Origin of the sequence: Enterococcus sp. (assembly GCF_022711995.1) — a bacterium.
Taxonomy (GTDB): Bacteria; Bacillota; Bacilli; order Lactobacillales; family Enterococcaceae; genus Enterococcus_D.
Genome location: NZ_JALAHI010000123.1, coordinates 16,818 through 30,900, shown reverse-complemented (window position 1 = coordinate 30,900; position 14,083 = coordinate 16,818). Strand labels below are relative to the sequence as shown.

Below are 14,083 nucleotides of genomic sequence, written 5' to 3'. Positions count from 1 at the left end.
TTGATGAATCGAGCAGCACTAGAATCAATTGTGAAAAAACTCTACGATAAATATTTGATTCCTTTATTTATCTTCGATGAAAAACAGCAAGTGGTGATTCCTCGTGATTCCTTCATAACTGATAAACAAGTGGCGGAACATTTTTTCCTTTCCAGCCAATCGAATGAATTGGATGTGGTGACTTTTTTTGAAGAAGGTGACATTTTTTTCAGCAGCTTTACTTGTGATCTACCAGATTCTTCAATTGGCAATGTGCTGATTGGACCTTGCGGGATATTAGGTACTAACAAAAGAGCATTTCCTTTTCAGGGATACGATTACATTGCTGGGGTGCATTACTCGAAAGAAAGTCGAGAATCTTTTGTTGCTTTCGTTGAATTGTTTTACACGATCCTAAAAGGAGCCATCCCTGATGCCAACAAGTTTCGTTGGATCGTCCAGAAACAAGCACATTCCAATACGTCCACCCTATTAGAAGAAAATCTTTATCAACGACGGTTAGAGGACCCGTATTTAGACTCATTTGAATTTGAGAAACGTTACGTAGAGGCTGTACGCCGAAATCAACCTGAAAAAATTCTTTGGCTATTCCATAAAATGAGCAGCACATACAGCGTGGAACTATCAAATAACAAGCTAGAAAGTTTGAAATACAAGTATTCAGGATTGATTACCATTCTAACTCGGGTCAGTATCAATGAAGGCGTTCCGGTAAGTCAAGCCTATGGTTTATCCGACACACTACTCCAAAAACTACAACATATTTATGACGTTCAGGAATGTTTGAGCCATATTCAGGAAAGCACTTATCATTTCATGAGGTTGATCCATGCATTTCCTACTCAGAAAAGTTTTTTGATCAGAAGCCTCATCAATTACATCGATACGCATATTTACGATAAAATTACGTTAAACGATTTAGCTGAATTTACTGGAAAACATCCCACCCACTTGAACACAGAATTCAAAAAGCATGTGGGACAAACGATCCATAGCTACATCAATCAGCAAAAGATAGCAGAAACAAAGCATTTATTACTGTTTACTGATTACAGCTATAAAGAAATAGCTGCTCTGCTTCATTTTTCGAATCAAAGCCATTTTATCCAAGTATTCAAGCAATTTGAGACTATTTCTCCTAAAGAATATCGAAAAAATTATTTTTCAAGTGTTTTTTGCTCAACGGATAGTTGAAGAATCAACTTGTCAACTCTCTCTTGGTTTTTATCCGATTTTTTTCTGCCCCTCCATACAATAAGGAGTGGACTTCTCCACTCCATAAAAAGCTCACTTTTTGGGATAACTACTGATCACAGTAGTTGTTTGCTAACAACAGCTCATTTAACTAGGTATTACTTTAGATATTGTAGTGAAAAAATCAGCTCATCAGGCTATTCGTATCCTATTATTGAATAAACATCCGCAAGAGCGAAATCAGATAACGAATCAATCGATAGATCAGAAACAAGAAAAACAGATTGCCTAAAACAAAGCGAAAGCCATTTCCAATGGAGACACGAAACGAGCGAAAGCTAAAGTAACGGGACCACTTACTAAAAGCTGTTTGCCCATTTCTTCTAATGCGATAGGCTTCGTCATAAGTGTTCTCCAGCATATCATAGTAAAAGATAAAAAGAGGTTGTTTGGGGAAAAATGCTTTTTTGAATCCTGCCATCAACGTGTATTTTTTATTAGCAGACGGAAAATTCCGATTGCCGTTTTTCTTGATTCGCACTTGCCGCCCGCTTTTATTTTTGGCAGCATAATGATCTTCAAATTCTACGATTTGATAAATGATTGGTTCGCAATTTTCTTGTTCAAATTCAGCAATTATTTGGTCGACTTCTTGCTGACGTAGATAAAGCCAAACTAACAACATGAGCAAAACAGCAATCAAAAACAAATTTAGTAGAAATCCCTCTTGGATCAGCGCGAGATACGCACAAATAATCAAAAGAGCGATTCCAACAACAATCATTCTTCGTTGGAAATAACTGCGATACATTTGTTCAAAAGATCGCCGATAATAGGCAAAATCATCTTTTACAAAATTCATCATCATCCCACTTTCTGAAAGGATCGTTTTGTTCAATTTAGCAATATCTCTTAAAAATGTCAATTTATCTCAAAAGCGATCTTTTTTCATTTAGTAGAATCTTTTCCCTTGACTTCCTATAGGCTACTTGGGGTAAAGTAATAGATAGGAAAACGCTTTAAATAAATAAGAAAGTTGGGAAATTATGAGCTCATTAAATGAAACATTCGTTTTACAGAATCAAATTCAGATACCGAAAATTGGGTTAGGTACTTGGCAGTCTTCTCCGGAAGATGCTTATCATGCGACAAAGTTTGCTCTTGAAAACGGCTATCGTCATGTGGATACTGCTGCTGCCTATAAAAACGAAGCGGCTGTGGGCAAAGCTCTTCGCGATTCTGGTGTTCCTCGGGAGGAGGTATTCGTAACGACGAAAATTCCTGCTGAACTGAAATCATATCAAGAAGCAGTCGACAGCATCAAACGGTCATTGGCAGAGCTTGACATTGAGTATATCGACCTTGTTTTGATTCATGCTCCCCGACCTTGGAAAATCATGCGGGATAATCCGGAACAAAAAAATTATTTTGAAGAAAATATCGATGTTTGGAAAGCACTAGAAGAAGCTTATCAAAGCGGTTTGATCAAATCGATTGGCGTATCTAATTTTGACCAAGATGACCTGCAGAATATTTTTGATCATTGTGATATCAAACCAATGGTCAATCAAATCATTTATCATATTGGCAAAACAAATGAGGAGTTGTTGCAATTCTGTAAAGACAACGACGTTTTAGTGGAAGGTTATTCACCGATTGCGACTGGTCGTTTGCTGGATAATGCCGACATCAAGAAAATTGCCGAGAACTATCAACGTTCGATCCCACAGTTATCCATCCGCTATCTATTGCAAAAAGACATTTTACCATTGCCAAAATCTGTTCATGAAGAATATATTTTGGATAATGCAAAAGTTGATTTTACCATTTCCGATGAAGATATGGCCTTTTTGGATCAACTCTAAACACCCCTAACGCAAAAAACGCTCACCTGCAAAATTATCAACTTGCAGGTGAGCATTTTTACGGTTGTTTTAGACTAATTGTTCAAAGGTTCCCCAGACTTTCACGTCTTTTTTATCGACCATCACTTTTCCTTTAGCAAGTACCGTTTCAACGTCTAGCGTATCCTTATTCAATAGACAAAGGTCGGCATCCATTCCAGGAGCGATGCGGCCCTTTTGCGTCAACTTCAAAATTTTTGCTGGATTAGAGGTAATTGCTCGCAGTGCGATCTCCAAAGGAATGTCTTCTACTTGGACAGCTTCTTTGATTCCCACCATCAATGCTCGAGAACTGCCGACCCCAAGTCCAATGAATTGATTGTTTTCATCAAAGTAAGGCAAGCTTCCTTGACCATCTGAGGTCATGGTAAATTGATCTAAGCCCACACCTTCAGCCAACAGGCGTTTGAGCCCTTTACTAAAGCGAACTTCATCATCTTCTCTTTCCCAAAAGTCAGGATCTTCACTGGCAGTAAAATCGATGGTGCCCCCCATTTTTGCAAAAGCGATACTTGCTTCAAACAACTCGCTTGTCCGATTGGCATGAGTTGGCAAAAATTGACTGATAGGAATCTCAGTTTCTTCTATCGTACGTAACAAAAGGTCGTATTGACGTTTGCCACCGCCTAAGTGGACATTGATGATCCCTGCTTTTCCAGAAAGCATGCCTCCTACTCGGGCGTCTGCTACGGCGCGAGTAAATTCTTCAAAACTAGGTTGTGACGAACGGTGATCCGAGACCGCGATTTCGCCAATGCCAATGACTTTATCAATCGTCAAAAAGTCTTTGATCAATGAATCTGTCACTGGATCAAGAGGCAACCGATAGGAACCGTCATAGACGTAAGTCGAAATACCTTCCGCCTCTAATCCTTTGGCTTTACTGATCAACGCCACCATGTCACGCCCCACACCATCGGTTCCTAAACAGCCGACAACCGTTGTGACTCCAGCAGTTGTCAGTTGGCTAAGGGTTACTTCAGGGGTACGGTTCTGATAGCCCCCTTCACCGCCACCGCCTAAGATATGAAAATGACAGTCGATGAATCCCGGTGTCGCAATCAATGAAGAGCCATCGATTTCTTCTATAGCTAATTGATCAAAACCACCACTTATCTGATCTTCGATGGCGACGATTTTGTCATTGATTACTAAAATATCTTTTTTTCCTAAATATTCTGGTGCATAAACTTCCGCTTGACGAATAAGTTTCATCTTTGCCTCTCCTCTCTTATTGTAGACCGATAGCTACAGCGATAAAGATGAAGATCGTTCCTAATACAAATAGGAATCCTTGCATCTTGATTTGGAACTTCGCCCATTTCGCCCATTCGATTCGCGCGACACCAAGAACGCCGATTAAGCTAGCAGATACTGGAGTGAAGGCATCCATAAATCCGGAACCTAATTGGTACGCAAGAACAGCAATCTGTCTTGAAACCCCAACAAGGTCAGCTAATGGCGCCATGATCGGCATCGTCAACGCTGCTTGTCCTGAGTTTGAAGTCACAACTAAATTAAACAAGCTTTGGAAAATATACATGATCCAAGCCCCAATAAAGGCTGGTACGCCGTTTAATAAGCCGCCGATACTGTGTAGGATCGTATTCAATGCAGAAGGCATATTGGCATCGGAACCACCTAGAACTAGCAAGATACCTTTCGCCATCCCAACCACGATTGCCGTCCCTGCCAAGTCAGCAGCTCCTGCTTGGAACGAACTTGCGACATCGTTCAAGCCCATGTTTTCCAATTTAAAGATTACCGCAATCAATCCTGCACCTAACCCCATCACAAAGAATTGCGAAGCGATTTCTGGGATATAGTACCCTTTTTGAGTAACCCCCCAGACGATCCAAATCAATACTGCCAACATTTCTAGCAAAATCAATTTATGTCCTAGAAGGAATGGTTTATTTTCGTTCGAAGTTTTTTGGATATGATCCCGGAAATAGGCATCTGATTTGTAAGTCAATGATTTCTCAGGATTCTTACGAATGCGTTCTGCATAAACCATCAAATAAGCTGCTGATAATCCGGTGATGACCACCCACATGATGATTCGGAAAGTTGCTCCGGAAAGTACCGGAATCCCCGCAATTCCTTGCGCAACCGCCACACTAAACGGACTCATCCAGGAGGTCGCATTCCCGATCTGCGAGGCCACATAGGTGACGGTTACCGCGACGATCGAATCATATCCCAAAGCGATCACAAAAGGTACCATCACCATTGAAAATGGAATAACTTCTTCCGCCATACCAAAAGTTGCACCGCCAAAAGAAAAAGCAAAAAATAAAAGCGGTAAAGCCAAACGCTCTAATCCTCGGGTCTTACTAATAAAAGCAAAGATCCCTGCATCGATTGCACCGGTTTTCATGATGATCCCAAATGCGCCTCCGACGACCAAGATCAACGCAGCGATCCCGACAGCAGAACCATATTTATCGCCTGAAACCAAGCCTTCAAACACAAAGTTTAAGAAACCGAACCCACCAAAGTCATCTGTTCCCCAAACCTTCGCTGTCTTGTGCAGCTTTTCTGACGTATCGTAGATTTTTTCACCATATAGATCATATAGAACATCATCTGTCAGAGAAAGTTCATCGAGCTTTTCTTGATCAAGTTTCGACTCCCCTTGATCTAAGACACTTTGCAATGCCCCTGGATCAACACCTAGTTCTTCAAGCTCAGTCGGATTTTCTTCCAGATTTTCTAATTGCTCGAAGACAAAATCAGTATTTAGTGGATAGGCATAACGGAAAGAATCTTGTTTCAAAACAGTTCGTGTGCTTATCTCACCATTTGCATCTGTGTATTCGATTTGTTCCGTACTAAATTTTCCCGCAGGAATCAAAAACGTCAATACCCAGGCCACTAATACTACGCCAAAAATGATCACATATGTGTGTGGCGTTTTCATTTTTGTTAAATCTTTTTTCTTTTTCACCAATTTTCTCCCTTTCACTTTATACATTCACTGCATAAATTATCATTTTTCATCTTTTATAGTATAGCGGAAATTTGTCCTTTACTCATTGGGAAATCATTAGAATTTGCCGCAAATTACAGAGATGAATACGTATGTATCAGACGAGTTGCAGACAAGAAAAAGTCTTCAAGACAGCAAAGTATCTTGAAGACTTTCAGCTGATGCGGTTTTTTATTTATTCACACGTTTCGCAATCATTGGTAAAATCAAGCCGATCAAGATAAAGATAATCGGTGTGATGATATTCAATGACAATTGGAAGATCCATGCTTGAGGATCTGCAGCATAATCCATTTTTGGTACCATTCCAAGGATACAAGCAAACGCGGTGAACAAGAAGCACCATAATCCGATACCAAAACCTACTTTTGTATTTTTAACAAATTTGTAGTCTGATGTGAAACGATTGGCTTGCTTGTTGATCAACATAAACGCCACGAATACCCATAAGTAACGTAACGGCATCACGACTGAGTTTAGGTTCAACAACCAGCGGTACAATTCCGTCATATTTCCGATACCTAACGCAGGAATAATGATCAAGATGCTGACTAAGATTCCTGTCATGATATAGCCATTGATCGGTGTACCTTTTTTGTTTAATTTTGCCAAAGCATTCGGTACAAATTCAGGGTCTGCATCAGAAAGTAAAATTTTCAATGGTGCATCGATTGAGAATGCCAAAGCGGAGATTTGTGCCAATGCATTAGCGATCGAATAAAGAATCACAAAAGTATTGCCGATTCCGTAGAAATTACCTAGACGTTGGAAAGCTTCATAAGCACCATTTACCATCAAATCTTCTGGAATATTGTTTGCATCAAACAGCATACCCATTGCGATTGAACCTAATAGTGCACATAGAGCAACCATTCCAGCTAAAAAGATCATTCCTTTAGGAAATTCTTTGGCTGGATTTTTCGTATTATTTACGTAAGGTGAGATTTTTTCACAACCACCTACCGCAAACACCAACATTGAAATCGTCGTTAAGTAAGTAAAATCAAATTTGGGAATATACGTTGAAACAGTGGTCATATTTGGTGTTGCCACTTGTGCCCCTGTCATTGATGGTGCAGTGACTGCTAAAATAATAAAGAGGATCGACATGACAAACATTGCTGTTCCGGCAATATTACCGATCATTTTCAGTGTTGTCAGTCCTTTAGATGCGATCCATAAAAAGAAAAGAAAAATAGCTAAACAAATCAAAGAGACTTCCATTGATCCGACTGTCGATACGAAAGAGCCGTTTCCTTTAAATAACCAGCTCAATGATACTAGAATCCCTTGCGGTTTTTGTGCGAGATAAGGGACGTGAACGACCCAATAGGTCCAAGCAGCAAAAAAGGCCAAACGTTTTGTTGATGTTTCTTTGATCCAAGAGGAAACCCCACCGCTTGATTCTTTGAAAGTTGATCCTAATTGTCCTACACTCAATGCGTAGGGAACAAAGTATAATGCCATGATCAAAATCCAGGAAACAACAACCGTTAATCCTTGTTGTGCATAGTTGTTCACTACATTACCAAGTCCCCAAACAGAGACAAACGCCATTAGCGCAATATTATACCAGCGCAATTGTTTCTCGTTCATTACTTTCTCCTTTAAACTTATGATTTTAGTGATCCAGCAAAATCCTAGGATAATCGTGAATGATTTCTATGTATCGAGTAAACATGATCTATAAATTGAATGAGCTGTCCACAATACTTGTTCACTTTAGAGAGTTTCTCGATACCTGTCATTGATATGACCAGAAATTGAATAAAGCAACGCTCGTTTTGATCATCCATTGCATTTCAGCCGTCACCTCATTTTAGAATAAACCTCAAAATTATTTTGGTCAAGATAAAATAATAACAATTATCATTGTTTTTTAACAAAGGTTCTTATAAATTATAAATAACTAATAAAGAATGATATAAAACTAAAGAAATTTAAATCGACCGCCTTCTCAAATTAAGAGACAGAGATGTTTCTACTATTTTTACTTACGAATTGATGGTGGAATTTTCGGATTTTTCAGATTTTTCTAGCTATTATTATGCCAAATATTTGCTCTTTTCTATTGGACACCACCAATAACCGTTTCCATGCCAGTAAAATAACAGTTTGACAAAAGAGTCTTTCTTTTTTATAAAAAACATCTATACAAGCAAAAGAATCTATTTTATTTTCACATAAAATAACAAAAAACTTTGGAAATCCGATGTGTCGTTACTCACCGAGTTTCCAAAGTTTGCAGGATAAAATCATCCTTTATTCAAAATAATTTCTTGTATCGACCTCATCTTGCTGCAATTGTTCAATCAAGGCCTCTGCCCCATTAAATGCAACTTGGTCTCTCAAGAAATGATGCCAGCGAATCGCAACCGTTTCACCATAGATGTCTTGATTGAAGTCTAAAATATAGATTTCCACAGTTAATTGGCGTCCTTGACCAAAGGTATCATTATGGCCAATGGATCCCATCGATGGATACCAACGATCGCCAACTTTAAGTTCCGTAACATAAACCCCTTCTTTAGGCAGACGTACGGTACTTTTTACTTTGATATTCGCAGTTGGAAAGCCAAGTTCACGACCTCTAGCATCCCCATGAACGACGATCCCTTCAAATTCATAAGTGTAACCTAATAAACGATTGGCTTCTGTCATTTCCCCGTTTTGCAAAGCCGCACGAATTCTCGTTGAGCTAACTTTTTCTCCTGTTAAGGTTTCTTCGGGAACAGTGACCACTTCAAAACGCCCCTGAGCATAAGCAGGTAAAAGCGACATGTTCGCGACTTCTTTCTTGCCATACGTATAATCGAATCCAGCCACAACAACTTCCGCGTGTAGTCCTACCATATATTGATCAACAAACTCTTGAGGAGGCAGATTTGCAAAGGCGGAAGTAAATTCTACTTCATAAAGATAATCTACCCCTAAGTTAGCCATATGAGCTTCTTTTTGTGACAAGCTGGTCAGATATTGCATCGCTTCAGGATCTACTTTTTGAAAGACGATTGACGGATGTTGATTGAATGTCATCAATGCCAACTTGATCCCTCTCGTTTGCGCTAGTTCTCTTCCAGTTTCGATAACTTTTTGATGGCCTAGATGTACACCATCAAAAAAGCCTAGTACCAAAACAACTGGCTCTGATGGAATACTATCTATTGGATATGGATGACGTATTTCGATAATTTCCATGGTTACTCTCCTATTTCTGTACGAATTACTTTCGCAGGTTTTAATATTTCTTGATGACTGGGATGAGGCATATAAATGCTGACCACTTTTTGTTGGTAGTACAATGCCACCGGTGTTGTGGGACGCTCTTGTAATCCAAAACTGGTGAATGGCAAACGCATACCGTTTTTGACTTTCTGCCATAACGCTTCATCAATAATGACTTTCGGAAATGCCTGCACCCCATATTCGATTGGGAGCAGCAGTTCATTGATGCGCCCGTTTTCCATTGCTTCACGAACTTCTGCAATTGTCACCGACTGTTCCTTGGTAAAGCCACCACTTGCTAGCCGCGTCAAGTCAGACATATGGGAAGCAACACCTAGGGCAATCCCTGTATCAACTGCTAGCGTGCGTACATAGGTTCCTTTCCCACAGCTAACTTTGAAACGCCACGATTGGGTACCGTTGGTTTCATCAAAAACCGGCTCGCTGATTCGTTCAAAGGTATGAATCACCGCTTGTCGTTTGGGACGCTGAACTTCTTCGTTTGCCCGAGCATACTCATACAACCGTTTACCATTGACTTTGACAGCGGAATACATTGGAGGAATCTGAGTGATTTTCCCCGTCAATCCCGCCATTGCTTGATCGATTTCTGCTACTGTAAAAGGTTTGGCTAAAGGTGTCACTTCAACGACTTCTCCAGATCGGTCTTCTGTCGTCGTCGAAAATCCCAAGGTAATTTCTCCGGTGTAAATTTTTCCAGAATCTACCAAGTATTCTACGACCTTGGTTCCTTTACCAATGCAAATTGGCAACACACCATCGACATCAGGATCAAGTGTTCCGCTATGCCCAATTTTTTTCATATGTAAAATTTTTCGTAGTTTAAAGACACAATCGTGACTGGTTTGACCACGTTCTTTCCATAATGGCAAAATTCCATCCATAGTATCCCTCCGCTTCTTTTCCAACTTGACCATTATACCATATTCTAAAAAACTTCATAGGATCTTAAAGTCTTTCAGAATGATATTCTTCATGATACACTTACCCTAGGAGGTGCCACATGATAATATTTATTTGTTCATTGATCAGTTTCATGCTTTTTTTATTTTTGATTCAACGTGGTACACTGCAGCAGCAAGAGGAGTCATTGGCTTTGTTCGTAATCAAAAGCCGTACCCCTTCATTGACTCGAATGATGCTTTTTTTTACCAATTTTGGTAAAGCATTGCCTACAATCATTATTTTACTGTTGCTCTATGCATTGCCAGCGACCCGTGAGTCATTAGCAATAAAGGCTGCTAGCAGTGTTATTCTTGTTTCTGCACTAACCTATGTAATCAAGCGAATCGTCCGCAGAGAACGACCACGGGATCATCGTTTGGTTGAAGAAAAAGACCATAGTTTTCCCAGCGCTCATGCGGCTACTTCCGCAGCACTTTATGGCGTATTAGCAATGAATATGGCTCATCTTTTGCCACTGGCTGTGTTACCGATGAGTATTCTTGCTGTTTTAGTCAGCTTTATGATTGGCTTCAGTCGTGTTTATTTGGGTATCCATTTTTTAACGGATGTAATCGGCGGCTGGTTTCTAGGGAGTGCAGTGGCAGCATTGGTCACCGTTTTATTGTAACCTTATCTAGATGGTAGTGCTACCGGAACCTTTAAAAACCTCTTTGATGACACAAAAAAGACCGCAGATAGCGGTCTTTTATTCTTTATTCACCTTTGTGTAGCTCACGAATCATTTCATCAATTTTGTTTCCATATTGAACAGATTCATCCAACTCAAATTGCAACTCCGGTACTTTATACAACGTTAATGCCTGTCCAAGTTCGCGACGGACCAATCCTGTTGCTTTTTCTAATCCGGCTTGTGCTTTTTGTTTTTCGGATGCTAAATCACTTAAAGTGCTATAGAAAATCGTAGCCTGTTGCAAGTCTCCTGTCACGCGAACATCGGTGATAGTCACATCTTGAACCCGAGGATCACGGACTTTTTTGCGAAGGATTTGATTCACTTCTCTTAAGATTTCTTGGGCAACTCTACGGTCACGATAATTAGCCATTCAAAAAACCTCCCTGGTAACTCGTTTTTTATTTCACTGGAACTTCTTCCATTACATAGCCTTCAATGACATCGTCTACTTTGACGTCGTTGAATTTCTCAATCATCGCACCACATTCAAAGCCTAGTTTTACTTCTTTCACGTCATCTTTGAAGCGTTTCAAGCTGGCTAGTTTGCCTTCATAAATCACGATACCGTCGCGGATGACACGAACACCACTGTCACGACGAATGCTGCCTTCCGTTACATAGCAACCGGCGATAGTTCCTACTTTAGAAACTTTGTAGGTTTCACGAACGATCATTTGACCAGTGATTTTTTCCTCAAATTCAGGATCAAGCATCCCTTTCATCGCTGTTTCGATTTCTTCGATAGCTTTGTAAATGATGCGGTGTAAACGAATATCGACTTCTTCCGCTTCAGCTTGTTGTTTGGCTTGTGGTGTTGGCCGAACATTGAAACCAATGATGATGGCATTACTTGCAGCTGCAAGTGTCACGTCACTTTCATTGATGGCTCCGACAGCAGAATGGACAATATTCACCCGTACACCTTCGACATCGATTTTCTTCAATGACGCACCTAATGCTTCAGCAGAACCTTGAACATCCGCTTTGATGATAACATTGACTTCTTTCAATTCGCCTTCTTTCAGGCTTTCGAATAAGTTGTCAAGTGTCACACGGCTGCTAGATGCACGTTGTTCCATCACCGCACGTTTGGCACGTTCTTCCCCTGCTGCACGAGCAGTTTTCTCATCTTCAAAGGTTACGAAACGGTCGCCGGCTTGAGGAACATCATTCAAACCAGTGATTTCTACTGGAGTAGCTGGTCCAGCCGCTTTGTCCCGACGGCCTAAGTCGTTGGTCATCACCCGAACGCGGCCAAATGTATTACCGACTACGATAGGATCGCCGACGTGTAGCGTTCCTTGTTGAACCAACAAAGTAGCTACTGGTCCTTTTCCTTTGTCCAAACGCGCTTCGATCACTGTACCGATCGCCCGTTGTGTTGGGTCAGCTTTCAAATCTTCAACTTCCGCGACAAGTAAAATCATTTCCAATAATTCTTCAATGTTTTGACCAAATTTAGCAGAAATTTCTACGAAGATAGTATCGCCGCCCCAAGCTTCTGGGATCAATTCGTATTCACTTAGTTCTTGCATCACATGTTGAGGGTTCGCACCTGGTTTATCGATTTTATTGACTGCAACGATGATTGGTACTTTCGCTGCTTTGGCATGGTTGATCGCCTCGATCGTTTGTGGCATCACGCCATCATCTGCTGCGACAACTAAAATCGTGATATCAGTGATACTTGCTCCCCGTGCCCGCATGCTAGTGAAGGCCGCGTGTCCAGGTGTATCCAAGAAAGTAATTGGTTTGCCATCGATATCGATTTGGTAAGCACCAATATGCTGCGTGATCCCACCAGCTTCTCCGCTTGTCACGCGAGAATGGCGCAATGTATCTAACAACGTTGTTTTCCCGTGGTCAACGTGTCCCATGATGGTAACAACCGGTGGACGAGAAACAAGATTTTCTTGGTTTTGTTCTTCTGGTTCAAAGAATTTATCAATATCAGCAATATCAATTTGAACTTTTTCTTGTGGTTCAATGCCGTAATCCGTCGCTAGCAATTCGATCGTATCTTTATCCAATGGTTGGTTTTGATTGACCATAACCCCCATCATGAACAATTTCTTGATGATCTCAGCTGGCTCACGATAGATTTTTTTCGCGATATCCGCTACATTCATGCCTTCTGTATATTCCAATACTTCTGGTAATTCACGGAATTTACGTGCAGGAACTGGCGGTTTTTGTGATTGTTGCTGACGGCCTTTTTTCCCTTTTTTGTTAAATTTGTTGCGATTATTGTTATTAAAGTTGTTGTTCCGGCCATTGTAATTGGACTTGCCGCGGTTTTGGTTTCCTCCGCGATTTTGCGTGTCATTTGATGTCCGGTTTTGAGTTCCTTGATTGTTGGTACCTTGGGCAGCAGGACGATTTTGACCTTGAGTCCCTTGGTTTGGACGGCTTTGTCCTTGATTTGGACGATTTGATTGTCCCTGTTTGTTGTTTGATGTTTGATTGTTGGGACGGTTTTGTTGTCCTTGCTTATTGTTTGCTTGATTATTCGGACGGTTTTGTTGTCCTTGTGCTGGGCGGTTTTGCTGCCCTTGGCCGCTAGGACGGTTTTGTTGTCCTGGTTTATTGTTTGTTGCTTGATTGTTGGGACGGTTTTGCTGTCCTTGTTTGTTTTGATTGTTTGGACGATTTTGTTGTCCTTGATTGTTACGATTTTCTTGGTTATTCACTCGATTTTGACTTCCTTGGTTATTTGGTCGATTACTTCCTTGATTCGTTGATCCTGTAGCTGGATTTGTTGGGCGGTTGGACTGTCCTTGACCATTAGGACGTGCGTTCATTGGGTTCCGTTGCCCTTGATTATTGTGTCGATTCTGGAAGTTAGGATTATTTCTTTGCGTTTTAAATTTCTTTTGCTCTTGTTTTTCCGGCTGGTTGGCTGGTTTCTGATTTGCGGGAGTTGTTTTTGCTGATGATCGATCATTTGAGTTGCTTCCTAGTGACTGTTGCAATTTTTGCGCCTCTCCATCTGAGATCGCACCCATATGATTTTTCACATCAAAGCCTAAAGATTGTGCTTTTTCAACAACCTCTTTGCTTGATTTGTTCCATTCTTTTGCAAGTTCATAAATTCTTTTTTTTCCCATG

11 protein-coding genes are annotated in these 14,083 nt (G+C 40.6%); 3 read left to right on the top strand and 8 right to left on the bottom strand.

The features are described 5' to 3' along the window. Nucleotides 1–1,194 (top strand): AraC family transcriptional regulator (locus Q0A12_RS12475; RefSeq protein ID WP_291292974.1); only part of this gene is annotated, 1,194 nt, incomplete at its 5' end. A gap of 211 nt (nucleotides 1,195–1,405) precedes the next feature. On the opposite strand, the gene Q0A12_RS12470 is transcribed toward Q0A12_RS12475, so the two are convergent. Further along, entirely contained in the window at nucleotides 1,406–2,056 is a 651-nt protein-coding gene (locus Q0A12_RS12470; RefSeq protein ID WP_291292973.1) for a hypothetical protein, read from the bottom strand. A gap of 184 nt (nucleotides 2,057–2,240) precedes the next feature. Here Q0A12_RS12470 and Q0A12_RS12465 point away from each other — a divergent pair, with 184 nt between their 5' ends. Then, nucleotides 2,241–3,059, top strand: a complete 819-nt coding sequence (locus Q0A12_RS12465; protein ID WP_291292972.1) for an aldo/keto reductase — start codon at nucleotides 2,241–2,243, stop codon at nucleotides 3,057–3,059. A 69-nt stretch (nucleotides 3,060–3,128) separates the two neighbouring features. Here the strand turns inward: Q0A12_RS12465 and iadA are convergent, their stop codons facing one another. From iadA to truB, 5 genes are all read right to left on the bottom strand, one after another. Next, complete coding sequence (gene iadA / locus Q0A12_RS12460; RefSeq protein WP_291292971.1) at nucleotides 3,129–4,313, bottom strand: beta-aspartyl-peptidase; 1,185 nt, start codon at nucleotides 4,311–4,313, stop codon at nucleotides 3,129–3,131. A 16-nt stretch (nucleotides 4,314–4,329) separates the two neighbouring features. Further along, nucleotides 4,330–6,075, bottom strand: coding sequence for a putative basic amino acid antiporter YfcC (gene yfcC / locus Q0A12_RS12455; protein ID WP_291292970.1), 1,746 nt, complete (start codon nucleotides 6,073–6,075; stop codon nucleotides 4,330–4,332). Between the two features lie 186 nt (nucleotides 6,076–6,261). After that, nucleotides 6,262–7,686 (bottom strand): amino acid permease, encoded by a 1,425-nt coding sequence (locus Q0A12_RS12450; RefSeq protein ID WP_291292969.1) that lies wholly within the window; start codon nucleotides 7,684–7,686, stop codon nucleotides 6,262–6,264. Nucleotides 7,687–8,352: 666 nt separating this feature from the next. Then, nucleotides 8,353–9,288, bottom strand: a complete 936-nt coding sequence (ribF, locus tag Q0A12_RS12445; RefSeq protein ID WP_291292968.1) for a riboflavin biosynthesis protein RibF — start codon at nucleotides 9,286–9,288, stop codon at nucleotides 8,353–8,355. A gap of 2 nt (nucleotides 9,289–9,290) precedes the next feature. Beyond that, nucleotides 9,291–10,220 carry a tRNA pseudouridine(55) synthase TruB gene (truB, locus tag Q0A12_RS12440; protein WP_291292967.1) on the bottom strand — a complete coding sequence of 310 codons (930 nt, stop codon included), beginning with the start codon at nucleotides 10,218–10,220 and terminating at the stop codon, nucleotides 9,291–9,293. A 119-nt stretch (nucleotides 10,221–10,339) separates the two neighbouring features. Between truB and Q0A12_RS12435 the strand changes: the two genes are divergently transcribed. Next, complete coding sequence (locus tag Q0A12_RS12435) at nucleotides 10,340–10,909, top strand: phosphatase PAP2 family protein (protein ID WP_291292966.1); 570 nt, start codon at nucleotides 10,340–10,342, stop codon at nucleotides 10,907–10,909. 85 nt (nucleotides 10,910–10,994) lie between these two features. Here the strand turns inward: Q0A12_RS12435 and rbfA are convergent, their stop codons facing one another. Further along, the gene (gene rbfA, locus Q0A12_RS12430; protein ID WP_291292965.1) at nucleotides 10,995–11,345 is read right to left on the bottom strand and encodes a 30S ribosome-binding factor RbfA; all 351 of its coding nucleotides are present in this window, start codon (nucleotides 11,343–11,345) and stop codon (nucleotides 10,995–10,997) included. 28 nt (nucleotides 11,346–11,373) lie between these two features. Then, on the bottom strand, nucleotides 11,374–14,082 hold the full coding sequence (gene infB, locus Q0A12_RS12425) for a translation initiation factor IF-2 (protein WP_291292964.1): 2,709 nt from the start codon (nucleotides 14,080–14,082) through the stop codon (nucleotides 11,374–11,376). Between the last annotated feature and the right edge of the window lies 1 nt (nucleotide 14,083).